The 17,938-nt window shown below is 47.3% G+C and carries 16 protein-coding genes; all 16 read left to right on the forward strand.

Annotation, left to right across the window (positions count from 1 at the left end; all coding sequences use genetic code 11):
* Positions 1–143 precede the first annotated feature (143 nt).
* Positions 144–428 (forward strand): sporulation protein YabP, encoded by a 285-nt coding sequence (yabP, locus tag M3629_RS27085; protein WP_123067054.1) that lies wholly within the window; start codon positions 144–146, stop codon positions 426–428.
* Positions 425–1,018 carry a spore cortex biosynthesis protein YabQ gene (gene yabQ / locus M3629_RS27090; protein WP_251511942.1) on the forward strand — a complete coding sequence of 198 codons (594 nt, stop codon included), beginning with the start codon at positions 425–427 and terminating at the stop codon, positions 1,016–1,018. Before yabP ends, yabQ begins: the two co-directional genes overlap by 4 nt.
* On the forward strand, positions 1,011–1,346 hold the full coding sequence (locus tag M3629_RS27095) for a septum formation initiator family protein (RefSeq protein WP_251511944.1): 336 nt from the start codon (positions 1,011–1,013) through the stop codon (positions 1,344–1,346). The genes yabQ and M3629_RS27095 overlap by 8 nt, the downstream gene beginning before the upstream one ends.
* 198 nt (positions 1,347–1,544) lie before the next feature.
* Positions 1,545–2,069, forward strand: a complete 525-nt coding sequence (locus tag M3629_RS27100) for a S1 domain-containing RNA-binding protein (RefSeq protein ID WP_056697430.1) — start codon at positions 1,545–1,547, stop codon at positions 2,067–2,069.
* Between the two features lie 500 nt (positions 2,070–2,569).
* Complete coding sequence (spoIIE, locus tag M3629_RS27105; protein ID WP_251511946.1) at positions 2,570–5,077, forward strand: stage II sporulation protein E; 2,508 nt, start codon at positions 2,570–2,572, stop codon at positions 5,075–5,077.
* Positions 5,078–5,161: 84 nt separating this feature from the next.
* Complete coding sequence (locus M3629_RS27110; protein ID WP_251511948.1) at positions 5,162–5,914, forward strand: VWA domain-containing protein; 753 nt, start codon at positions 5,162–5,164, stop codon at positions 5,912–5,914.
* Positions 5,898–6,845 carry a protein kinase domain-containing protein gene (locus M3629_RS27115; protein WP_251511950.1) on the forward strand — a complete coding sequence of 316 codons (948 nt, stop codon included), beginning with the start codon at positions 5,898–5,900 and terminating at the stop codon, positions 6,843–6,845. The genes M3629_RS27110 and M3629_RS27115 overlap by 17 nt, the downstream gene beginning before the upstream one ends.
* 42 nt (positions 6,846–6,887) lie before the next feature.
* Positions 6,888–8,327, forward strand: a complete 1,440-nt coding sequence (tilS, locus tag M3629_RS27120) for a tRNA lysidine(34) synthetase TilS (protein ID WP_251511952.1) — start codon at positions 6,888–6,890, stop codon at positions 8,325–8,327.
* A gap of 52 nt (positions 8,328–8,379) precedes the next feature.
* Complete coding sequence (gene hpt / locus M3629_RS27125) at positions 8,380–8,919, forward strand: hypoxanthine phosphoribosyltransferase (protein ID WP_090924626.1); 540 nt, start codon at positions 8,380–8,382, stop codon at positions 8,917–8,919.
* 100 nt (positions 8,920–9,019) lie between these two features.
* Positions 9,020–11,062: an ATP-dependent zinc metalloprotease FtsH gene (ftsH, locus tag M3629_RS27130; RefSeq protein WP_251511954.1), complete on the forward strand. Its 2,043-nt coding sequence runs from the start codon at positions 9,020–9,022 to the stop codon at positions 11,060–11,062.
* Between the two features lie 295 nt (positions 11,063–11,357).
* The gene (nadA, locus tag M3629_RS27135; RefSeq protein WP_251511956.1) at positions 11,358–12,296 is read left to right on the forward strand and encodes a quinolinate synthase NadA; all 939 of its coding nucleotides are present in this window, start codon (positions 11,358–11,360) and stop codon (positions 12,294–12,296) included.
* Between the two features lie 35 nt (positions 12,297–12,331).
* Positions 12,332–13,969, forward strand: coding sequence for an L-aspartate oxidase (gene nadB / locus M3629_RS27140; protein ID WP_251511957.1), 1,638 nt, complete (start codon positions 12,332–12,334; stop codon positions 13,967–13,969).
* Positions 13,966–14,832, forward strand: coding sequence for a carboxylating nicotinate-nucleotide diphosphorylase (gene nadC / locus M3629_RS27145; protein WP_251511959.1), 867 nt, complete (start codon positions 13,966–13,968; stop codon positions 14,830–14,832). Before nadB ends, nadC begins: the two co-directional genes overlap by 4 nt.
* Positions 14,833–14,838: 6 nt before the next feature.
* Positions 14,839–15,609 carry a type III pantothenate kinase gene (locus M3629_RS27150; protein ID WP_251511960.1) on the forward strand — a complete coding sequence of 257 codons (771 nt, stop codon included), beginning with the start codon at positions 14,839–14,841 and terminating at the stop codon, positions 15,607–15,609.
* Positions 15,610–15,686: 77 nt separating this feature from the next.
* Entirely contained in the window at positions 15,687–16,604 is a 918-nt protein-coding gene (hslO, locus tag M3629_RS27155) for an Hsp33 family molecular chaperone HslO (protein ID WP_251511962.1), read from the forward strand.
* A 23-nt stretch (positions 16,605–16,627) separates the two neighbouring features.
* Positions 16,628–17,578, forward strand: a complete 951-nt coding sequence (locus tag M3629_RS27160) for a peptidyl-prolyl cis-trans isomerase (protein WP_251511963.1) — start codon at positions 16,628–16,630, stop codon at positions 17,576–17,578.
* The last annotated feature ends 360 nt before the right edge of the window (positions 17,579–17,938 follow it).

Here is a 17,938-nt window from a genome sequence, read left to right on the forward strand (position 1 = left end):
GAATAAAGTGCCCCCCGTTACCGGGAGGGTACTTTTTTATGTTTACGTTCCAGATGCAATAATAATAATGATCAGTCAGAAGGTAGTTCTAATCTCGGTTGCTCATCCATAAGCTAGGTACTAAAGAAGGAGGGGTACATGCCATGGTTGAGCACGGAAAAGCTAAACAACACTATCTAAACATGCAAAATCGCAAACTGCTGGATCTGACAGGGGTTTCGAATGTGGAGAGCTTTGACAGTGAGGAGTTCTTGCTTCAGACCGAACTTGGGCATCTGACGATCCGGGGGCACAATTTACATATCAAAAACCTGAGCTTGGAGGAAGGTCTCTTATCCATTGAGGGTACGGTCAGTTCGCTTCAGTATCTTGATCCCGGTTCCCAGTCTAAAAATAGTAAAGGCCTGTTTGGCAAGATGTTCCGATGATTCTGGATGCGCAGTGGATTACACTGACCTGGATGATGTTATCGGGAGTTGTGATGGGTGTAGCTTATGACAGTTACCGGGTACTGTCAGGGCAGCTGCGATTTCCGAGGTGGAGCATCCATACGTTAGACCTGTTGTATTGGGTCGCTTCCGCACTGTTCGTTTTCCGGATGCTGTATGCCGGAAACCACGGACAGTTGCGGTTTTATGTCTTTTTGGGGCTGATTATCGGAGTTTGCTTCTATTTTTGGCTTTTAAGTGTTACAACCCAGCGTTTTGTGGTAATGTTAATTAAACTCGCGAGAACACTCATCCAGTGGTGTGGACATATCCTTAACATCCTGATTGTTTTGCCAGCGAAGGGAATATACAGATTGTTTCGCGTATTATTTGGCTTCGTCATCGCGATTCTGCTATTCCTGGGCAAGCTGGTGTTACAATGTTTAATCCCTTTCGGCAAGTTGTTCCGTTGGATGTTTAGGCCGCTCCTAAGATATTGGGTAACGCCTGGGTGGATGATCCAAGCGGGTACAAGAATTGCAGCGATATGGAAACGCTGGTTTCAAGGAGGTCGTCCGGGGAATGAGTAGAACACCTGTGGGCAGTAAGAAAAGTCCAGCTAATCAGGGGAAATCTGCTGGTGCACGAAGGCGCCTGATGCTGTGGCTAACATTTGTAGCTGTTTTTGCGATCTGGGCAGGATATACTTTCCTGGTACAGAATGCGCAAATTTCGGACAAGAGTGCTTACTTGGCCACACAGCAAACTTCGCAGCAGGATACGCAGAAACAGCTTGAGCAGCTGAAGTATGAGGTCAGTCGGTTGAAGGACCCTGAATACATAGGACAGCTGGCACGAAAAAAAGGGTACTACCTCCCTGAAGAAACACCAATTCAGGTCGAAGGGTCAGGGAACTAGTGGAATCCAGACTTTTGCTGAGAAAGGTTTGTTTCCCATGAGTCTTATGCGCGTAAACCGGAAAAAATAGGCTCTACAATAGGTTAGTGCTCAGTTGACCTTGGTTTATGGCATAAGGTATAATTACAAGTAGCGCAGCATGATTTTGGCATTCAAAAAATCGGGTTGTATATTTTTAAGGGAGGATCATTTTATTCTATGGCAATTGAAGTGGGCACCAAGTTAGAGGGCAAGGTGACAGGAATCACGCATTTTGGAGCATTTGTGGATCTGTCAGGAGGTGTCACGGGTCTCGTTCACATCTCGGAAATCGCCGACAATTACGTCAAAGATGTCAACGACCACCTGAAGCTGAATGACCAAGTCACAGTAAAGGTTATCAACGTTGACAAAGACGGCAAGATCGGACTTTCCATCAAACAGGCTGTTGACAAACCGGTAGAGCAACAAACTCAATCCAGACCCCCAAGAGCTCCTAGACCGGAACGCAGTGGAGGAGATCGCGAACGATTCAGCGGCGGCGGCCCAAGTGGTGGCCAAGGTCGTGGTGGTGGCGGTGGATTTAACCGTGACCGCGGAGGCCGTTCTTTCAAGCCCGCAGCAGGCAAACCTTCATTTGAGGATAAAATGTCACGCTTCCTGAAAGATAGCGAGGAACGGATCTCTTCGCTCAAGAAGAATACAGAAGGCAAACGTGGTGGCCGCGGCGCTAAGCGTGTGTAATCTGTTTCAACCTGATTTGAATATATAAGTAAAACCGTTAGCCCTATGGCTAACGGTTTTTTTGTGCTTCTTTTTATAAGCTGATGACCATTTCGTATTTTGATGAACATCGGAGAAGAGTGGATTTGATTTCAGTTAGGGCGCGACATAATTTCTTCATGATTTTCATTGTACAGAGGAGAATAAGAACATTTGTCGTCTCTTATTTTTAACCGACAGGTTTCCATGGCATTCCCCAGTTATTCTGCTCAGATCATGGCGACACCCTATAACTTCTCGTTCAAAATCAGACAAGCCAGCGTTCAACGGGCTGCTCAAAAAAGCTGGAAAGCACAATAAGGCCGAGGGTTTACACCATCGCGCCGAAGCGGTTTCTTTTGTCGTAAACTTTTTCAAGCTCGTCCAGCTATTCTGACAAACTACGTCCACTATTCTATCTATAATCAGAACCATCGAGAATGAAACACGAAATCAAATTAATCGAATGGGGTGCCTTGAGCATGATGGAGAAGTGGAATGTCATTCAATTTCCGGGGATGAAAACAGGCAAGGGAGGTGCTGCAGCCCGGGAAGAGCTGTCGGTACGTCTGAAACAATGGCTGGGTTCCCGCAAGGCTGTCCAGGCTGTGGTATCTCGCAAGTGGGTGTTGCTCCTTACTTTTATGGGATTCTTACTGGGAAAGGCGATGATCCTGAATGAATTATCTCCTTTTGCCATTGCATACTTTGCTGTCATTGCTTTTATGCGCAGGGATTACATCATTCCAGTTGGTGCAGCGCTGATCGCGGGAAGCCTGTTTGCCCCATTTCCGGTTTCACTAATTGTGGCATCTGAGATCGCCATCTTCTATCTGCTGTTCCGAGGGCTGGAGTCTTATGATCGTTCTGAACTATCTTATGCACCTACAATGGTGTTTACGACAACTTTTATGGTGAAGCTATTCGCTGTTGTGATTGGGCCTTCATTCAGTTGGTATGCGATGATGATGCTCACCATGGATTCCGTGCTAAGTTTCGTATTAACCCTTGTCTTCATTCAGGCCATTCCGATTTTTACGTATCGCAAAAAAAAGTTCAGCCTAAAGAACGAGGAGATCCTGTGCCTGATCATTCTGCTGGCTTCCGTGATGACTGGCGCAGTGGGATGGACCATTCAGTCTCTTTCGGTGGAACATATGCTTTCCCGGTATCTTATTCTCGTCTTTGCGCTGGTGGGCGGAGCTCCCCTCGGTGCATCGGTTGGAGTGATTACAGGGTTAATTCTGAGCCTCGCCGATATGTCTGCTGTGTATCAGATGAGTCTGCTTGCTTTTGCCGGGATGTTAGCGGGTATGCTTCGTGAGGGGAGGCGTATGGGGGTTGCCCTAGGAATGTTGCTCGGTTCGTCTATTCTATCGATATATTTGGGCGGTCCGAGTGACGTGATGAATTCCTTGTGGGAAACGTGCGCAGCTATCGTGCTGTTTATGTTAACACCAAAAAGCATGTTTGCAGCCATCTCCAAATACGTACCAGGCACACAGGACCATACCAAATCCCAGCATGAATATGCGAAGCGTATTCGGGATATTACGGCCGAGCGAGTAACACGTTTCTCACAGGTATTCCGTCAGTTGTCACGCAGCTTCGATCAGATGTCCGGTACGGGGGAGCCGGTACACAAAGAAGGCGGGATGGATCACTTCATGAACGCCGTTGCTGAGGGAACTTGTGCAGGATGCTTCAAGCGTGCGCAATGCTGGGATGCAAAGTTTATTCAAACGTATAGCTATATGACCGATGTGATGAGCTCTATTGAGGCAAACCCGGAGATGTCAGGGAAGCAAATTCCGACGGAATGGAACCGGGTGTGTGCCAAGCCGGAGGAGGTACTTGAAGTGATGCGTGCCCAATATGGTCTGCATCAGCATAATATGCAATGGAAACGCCAGATTATTGACAGTCGTCAGCTGGTTGCCGAGCAATTGTCCGGAGTATCCCAGGTGATGGAAGACTTGGCCAAAGAAATTCAACGTGAAAGTGAGGAAATGGTACAGCAGGAAGAACAAATTCGGGATGCGCTGGAGTCACTGGGACTATCCATTCATTCTATAGAGATTATTAATCTGGAAGCAGGCAATGTGGAGATCGAGATCGTACATGCGTATACAAGAGGTTTCGATGAATGCCGTAAAATGATCGCTCCGCTGATCTCTAACGTGCTGGACGAGCATATTGCTGTGTTACATGAGACCATGACTGATCCCCGTCAGGGACTGGCTACCGTAACCTTTGGTTCAGCGAAGACATTCGAGATCACAACGGGTGTAGCTGCCGCCGCCAAAGGAGGCGATGTGATGTCGGGAGACAGCTTTAGCACCGTGGAACTCGGTAATGGTACTTTTGCGGTGGCACTTAGTGACGGGATGGGCAATGGGGAACGGGCTCGCATGGAAAGCAGTGCTGCATTAAATATTTTGGAGCAACTGCTTCAATCGGGCATGGATGAGAAATTAGCAATTAAATCTGTTAATTCTGTACTGATGCTTCGTTCTCCGGAGGAGATGTATGCCACAGTAGATATGGCACTGATCGATGAGTATACGGCAGAGACAACGTTTATGAAAATCGGTTCGACCCCAAGCTTTATTAAACGTGGACAGGAGGTTATTCAAGTTTCAGCGAGCAATTTGCCGATAGGTATTATTAAAGATATCGAGGTGGATCTGGTCACACTTCAGCTACAGCCGGGTGATATCTTGATCATGATGACAGATGGCATCTATGATGCTCCAGGATACGCGGTCAATAAAGAGTTATGGATGAAACGACTTATTCAGGAGATTCATACGGATGATCCGCAGGAACTCGCAGATTGCTTGCTTGAGAGTGTTATTCGCTATCAGCAACAAGAGATTTTAGATGATATGACAGTTGTGGTCGGCAAAGTTGAACATTATCGCCCAGAGTGGGCTACCTTGCGTGTGCCTGGTATTAATCGTATGGAGCGCCCTCGCACTGTAAGTTAAATCAACTCAAATCCGTTTGAACTCTCTCCAATCTGGCAATGCTAGTCATAGAGTTGGAGAGTACGAAAAACGGAGGGATATCGGATGAAACAAATTTTGTTAATCACCGACGGTTGTTCCAATGTGGGGGTAAGCCCGGTACTGGCAGCGGCGGAGGCACGCGAAGAGGGTATTACAGTTAACGTTGCAGGTGTAATTGATTATGGCACGATTGGCGAGCTGGGTAGTCGGGAGATTGAGGATATTGCGAGAGCTGGCGGAGGCATTAGTCAGATTGTAGGAACAAGACAGCTTGCGCATACGATGCAGATGATGACGAGAAAAACGGTGGTTCAGACCATTCAACAGGCGGTTAATAGAGAGTTAACACAAATTTTGGGAGAGAATGGAACCAAGACAGTAACGGATCTGGAACCATCCCAGCGCTCGCAGGTTGTAGAAGTGATTGACAATCTGACGGAAAATGCCGCCCTGCAAGTCACGCTTCTGATTGACGTCAGTGCTAGTATGAAACCGAAACTGGCAGCAGTAGAAGAGGGGATTAGGGATTTGATGTTAAGCCTGCAGGCACGAGTAGGCAAAAGTCGTTTAGCTGTATTTCATTTTCCAGGACGCCACAGCGGAGAGGATGCGGTTATGGACATCGACTGGACCGATGATCCCGGGCGTGTTCGTTCCTTGTTCGGACGGTTGCAGACAAAAGGTGCAACGCCGACAGGCCCTGCAATTCAGAAGGTGATTGATTTTTACCGTTATGGTACACTGGAGGAACAGCAGGAAATAGAAGGGAACTATCGCATTGAAAGAGAAGGGATGCTCGGTGACAACGTTGTCTGATGCCTCTTTCCCGCCGGGAACCGTCATTACGGGGAAATGGAACCGAAGTCGGTATACGATTCGAAAGTTGCTGGGCAGAGGTGCCAATGGGGTTGTTTTCCTCGTCCAGCGTGGAGAGAATGGCAAGCATTATGCGCTCAAAATGGGATTTGACCCGGTTGATCTGCAATCGGAGATCAATGTACTCAAATCATTTCAATTACAGCGTAATCATGAAGCCCTTCGGCAGAGCGGCATTCCTTCCTATCTTAAAGATGTGGACGATTATGCCGTTCGTGGACGGGATATTCCTTTTTATGTGATGCGCTACGTTAAAGGTGAGGCTCTTCATCACTTCATTCGGCGTCAGGGAACGGACTGGACACTGCTGGTTGGATTAAGATTGTTGCAGCGGCTCGCTCAATTACATCAGGCAGGCTGGGTATTTGGTGATCTCAAACCTCAAAATGTACTCGTGTCCGATTACGGGCATGTCGAGCTGATTGATTACGGTGGGGTAACGTCCATTGGGCGAAGTGTTAAACAGTTCACGGAATGGTATGACCGTGGATTTTGGAATGCTGGCAGCCGAACTGCAGATGCTACATATGATGTGTTTGCCTATGCGCTTTTGATGATTCACATTTTGGAAGCGGACGCGCTGAAATCTTTGGCTGCAGACGGCCTCCCGCAATTGCGGAGTGTGAATCAACTCGTGATGTTGGTGGAAAACAGCGAACGGCTGGCTCCTTTTCGTAGATGGATCATTGATGCTCTCCAGGGACAATTCCCCAATGCAGATCATGCTGCAAAATCTTGGAAGGAATTAATGGCACGTCCTACACAGATGCGCCGGCGTTCCAGAAGCAGCACACCGCGATGGTTGAAAAACGCATTTGCCCTATCGGTAATTTTACTTATCGGTGTACTTATTTATGCACTGCGTTTTTGATTCGGGCATGCATATACATAACGCAAGGAATGAGGAACAGTTATGGAAGCTTTACGCTGGGAGACACTGGTGAATAACGTACTGGATGCAGCGGAAGAGCATCAGTTATGGGTTCCCGGGGACCGGATTGTCGTCGCTGTATCGGGCGGGCCGGATTCGGTAGCTTTTTTGCATATCATGCATGAGATTAGCAAGCAACGTATGCCGCTTGAATTAATCTGTGCCCACGTACATCATGGGTTTCGAGCTGAGTCGGATGAAGAAGCCCGCCAGATGATGGACTTGGCACGTCGGCTTGACCTTGCATTTGAGTGGGTCAAAGCTGACATACCTTCCTATATGAAACAAACAGGTCAAGGTCCACAGGAGGCAGCGCGTAATCGGCGTTATGCCTTTTTACATGAAGTGGCTGATAAGTATGGTGCAGCCAGCATTGCTTTGGCACATCATGCTGATGATCAGGCCGAGACGGTTATGCTTCATTTGCTACGAGGCAGTGGGATATCGGGACTGGCAGGCATGAAGTTCAAACGTCGTGAAAAAAATGTGGAACTTATCCGTCCATGCCTTCGTATAAACAAGACGGACCTTGTAGAAGCTTGTAATACACAGGGTTTTACTTATTTTCGTGATGAGAGCAATGATCAACGAAAATATCGGCGTAATGCGATTCGTCTGGATGTGCTTCCTTTTTTGGGGCAATATAATGGACAACTCACGCCGTCACTGAATCGACTTGCCGAAATTGTGGGTGACGAAGACGATTTCATGGAGCAGAGTACTCATGACACATACAGGTGTCTAGTGCAGGTGAACGGCGGAAGGCAGACCTTTGAGGTGCCTTCCTTCTTGAAGTTACATGTCGCTTTACAACGAAGGTTGATTAAACTAATATTGAATTATCTGCCTTTGGACAGTGATTTTGTCGACTTTACCCGTATTGAAACTATTCGGCGCAAGGTCATGGAGACCGAGGTGACGACCTGGAGCCTGGATATAGGACAGACACTTGTATGTGCCCGAGAGTATGATCTGATCACTTTTGGCAAACGGACAAGTGCACAGGGTCAATCTTACGAGTATCGTCTTGCACAATGGAGCGGAACTTATGAGCTTTCACTCACCGAGATTGACCGATATATTCGGTTGACGCCGATGAGTCCCGAAAACTATCATGTACCTGAATCGGCTGATCAAGCCGCATTTGATGCGGATGGGCTTCAGATGCCGTTGATTGTACGTTCACGGTTACCTGGAGATACCATGAAGGTAATGGGATTAAACGGAAGCAAAAAGGTGAAAAATATTTTCATCGACGAGAAAATTCCCCCATCTGTCAGACCCCGCATTCCTGTGGTGTGCGATGGAGCAGGCAATGTCATCTGGTTACCGGGCGTTCGCCGGTCCGATATGGCTCCTGTCAGGGAGAGCACTTCCGCAATCCTGTACATGACTGTAGGCGATTCAGCGATTCAGGGGTAGTGGTTATGGTTCAGGTAAGGCTTTCATAGTATAACTTAGGAGGTTCGCACAGTTGCAGAACGACATTCAGGAAGTATTGATCAGTGAAGAAGAAATTCAGAGTAAGGTTAAGGAATTAGGCGCAACACTTAGTGCCGATTATGCTAACCGGAACCCTTTGGTCATTTGCGTGCTCAAAGGTGCGTTTATATTTATGGCTGATTTGGTTAAAAACATAACGGTACCGGTTGAGATGGATTTTATGGCCGTATCCAGTTATGGTGCGTCGACCAAATCATCCGGTGTTGTCAAAATCATCAAGGACCTGGATGTATCGGTTGAAGGACGTGAAGTTCTGATTGTCGAAGATATTATCGACAGTGGACTGACCCTCAGCTATTTGATCGAACTGTTGGAAAACCGCGGTGCTGAAACTGTCCGCGTGGTAACACTGTTCGATAAACCATCCGGCCGCAAAGTGGAACTTGAAGCTCATTACACTGGCTTTGATATCCCTGATGCATTCATCGTGGGATACGGTTTGGATTATGCCGAGCAATACCGGAATCTTCCTTATATCGGGATTCTGAAACCAGAAATCTACACAAGCTAATATCTTGTAAGGCCCAAGCCTTAAGCTGTTCTTGGCTTCTATTGAGAAGCCATGTCGGGCTATGTTAAAATAATTAAAGTGTCTCGAGAGGAGGTAGGGGATGAATCGGTTCATCCGGAATTCTGGTTTTTATTTGATTCTTTTTTTAGTTGTGGTGGGTTTAGTTAGATTTATCACAGATGGAAACGATGTTATAGAAAACCCTAGATATGATCAGTTTCGTGCTGAGGTTAAAGCCAACAATATCGCCGAAGTGACTGTTCAATTCAACGGTCAGACATATCTCGTGACCGGCCGATACAAACAAGCACCTGATGGGGCCAAATCAGAAAATTTCTCAACGTATATTCCTCCTACGGATGAGGCAATTAACGAACTTGTAGCTGCAAGTGAAGCTAACAAATTTGAATATCATCAGGAACCAATGAAAGGTGACAGCATCTGGTTGACGTTGCTGACTTCCTTTATTCCTTTGATCATTATGTTCCTGCTGTTCTTCTTCCTGTTTAATCAGGCTCAAGGTGGCGGCGGTAAGGTAATGAACTTTGGTAAAAGCCGTGCTCGCCTCTACAATGAAGAGAAGAAGCGCGTTACATTTGAAGATGTGGCGGGGGCAGACGAGGAGAAACAAGAGCTTGTTGAAGTCGTAGACTTCCTCAAGGACCCTCGGAAGTTCGCAGCCGTTGGGGCACGTATTCCGAAGGGCGTATTGCTCGTAGGACCTCCAGGTACAGGTAAGACATTGCTTGCTCGTGCTGTAGCTGGTGAAGCAGGTGTACCATTCTTTAGCATTTCCGGTTCCGACTTCGTTGAAATGTTTGTCGGTGTCGGTGCATCACGTGTACGTGACTTGTTCGAAAATGCAAAGAAAAACGCGCCTTGTATTATCTTTATTGACGAGATTGATGCAGTAGGACGTCAGCGTGGTGCTGGTCTGGGCGGCGGTCACGATGAACGTGAACAGACCCTTAACCAATTGCTCGTTGAAATGGACGGATTCGGTGCAAACGAAGGTATTATCATCGTTGCCGCAACGAACCGCGCAGACATTCTAGACCCTGCGTTGTTGCGTCCAGGACGTTTTGACCGTCAAATCACAGTGGATCGTCCAGATGTTAAGGGCCGTGAAGCTGTACTGAAAGTACACTCCCGTAATAAACCACTCACGAAAGATGTGAGACTGGACATTATTGCGAAGCGTACAACAGGTTTCTCGGGTGCAGACTTGGAGAACTTGCTGAATGAAGCGGCATTGCTTGCGGCGCGCCGTAACAGAAAAGATATTTCTATGCGTGAAGTGGATGAGGCGATTGACCGAGTCATCGTTGGTACAGAGAAGAAAAGCCGTGTCATCAGTGATCGGGAGAAACGCATTGTTGCTTATCACGAAGCAGGCCATACCATCGTAGGATACTTCCTGGAACATGCTGATATGGTACATAAAGTGACCATCATTCCGCGCGGACGTGCGGGTGGATATGTAATCATGTTGCCAAAAGAAGACCGCATGCTCGTTACCAAACAGGAGTTGCTGGATAAAGTAACAGGACTTCTCGGGGGTCGCGTGGCGGAAGAATTATTTATCGGTGAGATCGGTACCGGTGCATATAGTGACTTCCAGCAAGCGACAGGTATCGTGCGCAGCATGGTTATGGAATACGGTATGAGTGAGAAACTGGGTCCAATGCAATTCGGAAGTTCACAAGGACAGGTGTTCCTTGGACGGGATATCGGTCATGAACAGAATTACTCGGATTCCATCGCATATGAGATTGACCAAGAGATGCAACGCTTTATTAACGAATGTTATGAAAAGTGTAAAGCATTGTTGATCAAACATACGAAAGAAATGCATCTGATCGCCGAAACATTGCTTGAAGTAGAAACATTGGAAATGGATCAGATCAAGCAATTGATCGAAACAGGTTCATTGACACCAAAAGCAGAAGGCGATAACTCAGGAGAAGGTACGCCAAATGAAGGCGGCGAGCCAATCGTTGATAACATCGGCGATGTTCGCGTTCGCATTCAGGGCAAAGATGAAACATCTGAGCCACCGGCTGGAGATATTCCAAACGAGGCTCCTGACTTGGATAAAGGGAACAATGATCCTAATGATGGCGGCACGAAGCCAACATCTTAATATGTCAGATGCCCGGTCATGTTATCGGAAAGAAAGAGAGCCCTTGCGGCTCTCTTTTTTTGTAGTATTTATTCAAGTGTAGAAGAAACAGATAATCAAGAGCTAGATGGCGAACCGGATAGCATAGGGGGGATAAGGCAGGGTATCCTGCCTTTTTTCATTTATTGACAGAGTCGTGAACGTTGTGTACATTAGTTGTTAAACCGCTTGTGATTCGTTTCACCAGCGAACATTACGACATAGGTTAGCCCATGAAACAGCGCTTGACGCTGTCCCGATAAGGAGAGGATCACAGGTGGAAGCTCTGGCTTTAGAGCGCAAGGCTGAGATGAATCGTGAGCTGCGTGAGCGGCTGATGGTACTCAAGAAGGAACGTAATGCCATTATTCTTGCTCATTATTATCAACGTGATGAAGTACAGGAAGTCGCAGATTTCCGTGGAGATTCTTTCCTGCTGGCCCAGAAGGCAGCACAAACAGATGCGGATGTTATCGTATTCTGTGGAGTTCATTTTATGGGTGAAAGCGCTAAAATTCTAGCTCCGGGCAAAACGGTTCTGATTCCTGATGAACGTGCGGGCTGTCCAATGGCAGATATGGTGAACGTGGATGGATTACGTAAGCTGAAGGCACAACATCCGAACGCCAAGGTAGTCACCTACATTAATTCCTCGGCTGAGATCAAAGCAGAAACAGATATTTGCTGTACATCAGCGAATGCTGTTCGTGTAATCCAGTCTGTGGATTCCGAAGAAATTATCTGGGTACCGGACAAAAACCTGGGACATTATGTGCAGCAGCACACGGACAAAAAGATGATCATCTGGGAAGGTTATTGCAATACACACGATATGCTCACGGTAAAAGATGTTGTTGAGATGAAGGCCAAATATCCGAATGCGGAGTTTGTGGTGCACCCGGAATGTCGCCCTGAGGTTGTAGAAATGGGGGACTTTGTAGGCAGCACAACAGCGATTCTGGATTATTGCAAGAAATCTTCCACTAAGGAATTCATTGTCGGCACGGAGGATGGCACAGGATATCAACTTCGGCTCGATAGTCCCGATAAACAGTTCCATTTTGCAACCAAGTTCCTGGTATGTCCAAACATGAAGGTCAACAACCTGAAGAAGCTGGTTAAGTGCCTGGAAACGATGAAACCGCAGATTTATGTCCCACCGGCTGTTGCTGATAAAGCCAGAGAATCACTAGAGCGCATGTTACTGGTGAAGTAACATGCGTTACTCTTGCTCCGAGACAGGTGAATAAGATGATACCGCAATATTTATATGATTTCGACCTCTCTGCGCTGCCGCTGGTAGAGACCGATGTACTGGTGATTGGTTCGGGCATTGCCGGTCTGTTCACGGCTATTAAGGCCAGCGAGCAGCATCGTGTACTGATGATTACGAAGAAGTCTTTGCTTGAGAGCAACACCAGATATGCGCAGGGCGGGATTGCGGCTGTTATTGCTGAAGATGATTCGCCTGCGTATCACTTGCAAGATACTCTTGTTGCCGGAGCGGGGTTGTGCCGATCCGAGGCAGTTGAAGTATTGGTGAATGAGGGCCCGGACGGTGTCAGAGAACTGATTCGTCTGGGGACATTGTTTGACCTGGAGAACGGCGAGTTGGCGTTGACGCAGGAAGGTGCGCACAGCCACCGCCGTATTTTACATGCCAACGGAGATGCAACAGGATATGAGATTGTAAGAGCACTCGCTGTTGAGGTTGACGAGCATCCGGGCATCGACGTTTGGGATGAGCACTTTGTGGTGGATCTCATTACGGATCAAGGGGAATGTATCGGTGCTCTGATTCTAAAAGAAGATGGCTCCAACGTGTTTGTTAAAGCGAAAGCAACGGTGCTCTGCTCTGGTGGTGCAGGACAGTTGTACCGCTATACGACGAATCCGGATGTAGCTACAGCTGACGGGGTGGCTATGGCATATCGTGCGGGAGCTATAGTTCGTGATATGGAATTTATCCAGTTCCACCCCACATCCTTATGTTACCCCGGAGCTCCACGCTTCCTGGTGTCTGAAGCAGTACGCGGGGAAGGTGCATACCTCCGCAACGTGAAGGGTGAACGTTTCATGGAGAAGTACCATCCGCAGCTTGAACTGGCACCCCGTGATATTGTAGCTAGAGCGATTGTCAGCGAGATGGAACTGACGAACAGTACCTTTGTTTACCTCGACATTACCCATGAGCAGCCGGAGGTGGTGAAGCATCGTTTTCCTACCATTTATGAAACTTGTATGCGTTACGGTCTCGACATGACTACAGATTGGATTCCGGTTGCACCTGCGGCGCATTATATGATGGGCGGAGTAAAGACGGATTTGAGTGGTGAGAGCAGTATCCCCCGTTTATTTGCCTGTGGCGAGGTATCCTCTACTGGTGTGCACGGAGCTAATCGACTAGCGAGCAATTCCTTATCTGAAGCGATTGTGTTTGGTCGCAGAATCGTGGAACGTATCCATTCGTTGCCGGCACTCGAGGAATCACTTGGAAGAGATATGAAATCTCCGAGTAAGGAAAATAAAAATATTAACCATGCAAAAGAACAACAACATTCTAAGCCGGTATCAGAAAGACGTTTACGTCTGCAAAAGATGATGGTTCGTCAAGTGGGATTGCGAAGAAATAGAACCCATCTCAGGCAGGCTGTAGATAAACTGAAGCAGGAGTTGTCTTTTTTTGATCAAAAGCTTACACAAAGAGAAGAACTGGAGTATGCCAATCTTCTGACTTGTGCATGGCTCGTAACTGGCGGAGCACTGCACCGTGAGGAAAGCCGAGGAGCACACTACCGTGAGGACTTCCCGTCAAGGGATGATGAACTATGGCAGAAGCATAGCCTACAGCAGCGAGAACAAGCGATTGTGGAGGAATGGATGTCATGATACTGAACGGTTACAATGAGGAACTAATTGAGACGATTAAAGGCTGGCTACGCGAGGATGTAGGTGCAGGGGATGTCACAACGAATGTGACCATTCCGGCAAACAGCCAATCTAAGGCAGTAATTCATGCCAAAGATCATGGGGTTATTGCGGGCATGCCAATTGCTGAACTTGTTTTTCAAGTCGTAGATCCAGAGCTTCGTTACACGGCAAAAGTAAATGACGGTGATGCAGTTACTCCTGGCACCATTTTGGCTGAAGTCGAAGGGAGTACACATTCCCTCCTGACAGGAGAGCGTCTTGCTCTTAACCTGTTACAGCGTATGTCGGGTGTCGCTACCCGTACACGTTCCTACGTGGATGCTCTTGAAGGTTTGAAGACCAGACTTGTTGATACGCGCAAAACAACACCAGGTCATCGCTTGCTGGAAAAGTATGCTGTACGTGTGGGGGGCGGAGCCAATCACCGGTTTGGATTGTATGATGCTGTTATGATCAAAGACAATCATATTAAAGGTGCAGGCAGCATTACAGAAGCTGTTGAGCGAGCACGGGCAGTTATTCCGCATACGATGACGATTGAAGTGGAAACGGAAAACATAACCCAAGTACAGGAAGCCTTGCAAGCAGGGGCAGATATCATTATGCTGGATAACATGCGGCCAGATCGGATGCGAGAAGCAGTCGCTCTGATTCATGAACAGGCTCCGCATGTGAAGATTGAAGCATCCGGCAATGTATCGCTTGAAACGATTCGTGGGATTGCGGAAACAGGAGTGGATGTAATTTCGGTTGGTAGGTTAACCTATTCTTTTGAGAGCCTGGATATCAGCCTGGATTTAAACGAAAAGAAAGAGGGGTGAACCTCTTTGATTCTAGTCGTAGACGTGGGCAATAGTAACATTGTGCTTGGGGTATATCAGGGTCGTGAACTGTTGCATCACTTTCGTCTGAGCACATCTCGTCAGTCCACAGTGGATGAATACGGCGTATTGATTTATAATTTATTTCATATGTCTGGTATCTCTGCCCGCGACATTGAGGGTGTCATTATTTCATCAGTGGTTCCGCCACTGGTGAGTGTCATCGAAACGATGTGTGTGAAATATGTGGGTAAAAAACCACTGCTGGTTGGGCCTGGTATTAAAACAGGCCTGAATCTACGATATGAGAATCCGCGCGAAGTTGGGGCGGATCGGATCGTGAATGCCGTGGCGGCTGTGGAGAAATACGGCGGTCCTCTTGTGGTCGTTGATTTTGGTACAGCCACGACGTTCGACTGCATTGATGAGAAGGGCCATTACCTGGGCGGAGCGATTGTACCCGGTATTCACATTGCTACCGAAGCTCTATATGAGCGAGCGGCGAAGCTACCGCGAATTGAGCTGGAGAAGCCGAAGAAGGTGATTGGGCGTAATACCGTGCATGCCATGCAGGCAGGCATCATCTATGGTTATGCCGGCCAAGTGGACGGCATTGTTGAACGAATCCGCGAAGAGATGAAGGCCGATCCTATGGTCATAGCCACAGGAGGTCTTGCTACTCTGATTGCAGAAGAGACCCGAAGCATTGAGAAAGTTGATCCACTGCTTACGCTTGAGGGGCTACGTGTCATCTACGAGCGGAACCGAGAAAGGTAGACATACAAAGGGCGGCATACAGCAGGCTGGGATTACAGCTTAAATGTTGAGCCGTTTTTTTCTGTTACGATATTAAAATGACACGCCAAAGGAGGCTGAATGACTTGGAAAACAACAACAAACATGACCGGTTGATCCGTGGTACAGCAATGAATGGAAAGGTAAGAGCGTTTGCCGTTCAGACCACAGAACTGGTAGAAGAACTGCGCAGAAGACATGATACGTTTCCCACGGCTACAGCAGCTATGGGGCGTACAGTAACGACAGCAGCCATTATGGGCGCGATGCTTAAAGGTGATGAGAAACTGACCATACAAGTGAACGGAGATGGCCCAATCGGTCAGATCGTAGCTGATGCCAACGCCAAAGGTGAGGTGCGCGGTTATGTATCCAATCCACATGTGCACCTGCCGAGCAATCGTTTTGGTAAATTGGATGTAGCGGGGGCAGTAGGTACAGAAGGTTTCATTAATATCACAAAGGATTTGGGTCTGAAAGACCCGTATCGTGGCAGTATTCCGATTATCTCGGGCGAACTGGGCGAGGACTTTACGTACTATTTTGCACAGTCGGAACAAACACCTTCGGCGGTTGGAGTGGGTGTCCTCGTCGATACGGATAACTCGGTTATCGTTTCAGGCGGATTTATTATTCAGCTTCTCCCAGGTCTCACCGACCCTGAGATTACAGAAATTGAGAATGCCATTGGTGCCTTGCCCCCGGTGACAACTTTGTTGAACGAAGGTCTCGAGCTAGAGGAATTGTTGCGCCGTCTCCTGCCGGATGTGCAGGTCATGGGCGAACTGGATATTCGTTTTAGCTGTAGTTGTTCGCGTGAACGTCTGGAGCAAACCTTAATCAGTCTTGGTCAGTCCGAACTGGAGCAATTAATTGAAGAAGAGGGGCAAGCTGAAGTGGTTTGCCAATTCTGTAATGAAGCGTACGATTTCAACAAAGAGCAGCTAGAGGCCATCCTAGAACAAGCCAAGAATTGATCGATGCGGGGACGGGATGAGGTATGACCAGACAGGAAAAAGGATTATGGACAGCCGTTGTGATTCTTACACTTGGTGTGCTCGTAATGGGTACGGTTATGGCGATGCAGGTACTTCATCAGGGAAAAGAAGATGCAGATACACCTCATGATGCCAATAAGGAAGAGGGAAGTACGGTTGCAACGATTAATGGCGAAGTGATCACAGATAAAGATTGGACGGATGCATTAAAACGACGTTATGGTAGTGAGATCCTTCTACAGATGCTGAACCGGAAAGCAGTATATGCAGAAGCGCTTCAACGCAATTTGGTGGTTACTCCGAAAGAGATTGCAAGAGAAATGGCTGAAGCGATGGATGGGTATGATTCAGAGAAGTCATATTATGATGCCATGAAATCACAGCTCGGCCTGTCGAAGCAGGATCTCGAATTAGAAGCAGGTTACCGTTTACTGCTCGAAAAGATTGCTACCGCCGGTATTCAGGTGAAGGATGACGATATTCAACAATACTGGGTGGAGCATCGAGAAGACTATATCACTCCTGAGAAATATGATCTGTCTATTATTGTGGTAAAAGAAAAGTCTGACTCAGAGGCTATATTAACGGAGCTTCGGAACGGGAAAGATTTCGAAGAAATGGCTCGAACCGAATCAGAGGATAGTTACTCCCGAGATGCGGGAGGTAAACTAGGGTGGATCGATCAGAACGACCCTTTCCAACCTAAATCCATTTTGCAAAGGGCTGCCAATATGTCAATCGGTGATATTGCTGGTCCAGTGAAAGTTGAGAACGGTTATGCAATCATCAAACTGAATGACAAAGAAGAACGCCAGGAGCAGTCAGCAAAGGAAGTACATGAAGAGATTCGTATGGAGCTGGCCTTAAGTCAGGCTGATCCACTTCCTCAGGTAGAGCAGATGCTGCGCGATAAATACGAGGCTGTGATCATCTCCGAAATTCCTGCCTCCTGAAACGATAAATGACAACGATCATGCCTTATAGAACCTGCATCTTGATAAAAATACTTTGTCTACGGTCTCAGGACCCAAGGCAAAGTATTTTTTTGATTACTCATATTGACAATGACGTGTAACGTTGATAAGATGAAAATAATCAAATACCTACTCGTTTACTCGGATATAAATCAATCATGACACGATGTGTATGAAATTAGATTTTTCAATGTGATAAAGAAACTTCCGGAAAACTCGGCGCTACCTCTACCTGTATGCGTGGTTCTTTATGCAGAAAGGAACGGATAATCACCGGATTTCCGCAGTTCTTCATAAACATCCAGAGGCTTATTGGCACAGATCGCATAAGGTTACAGG

Source organism: Paenibacillus polysaccharolyticus, assembly GCF_023714295.1.
Taxonomy (GTDB): domain Bacteria; phylum Bacillota; class Bacilli; order Paenibacillales; family Paenibacillaceae; genus Paenibacillus; species Paenibacillus polysaccharolyticus_A.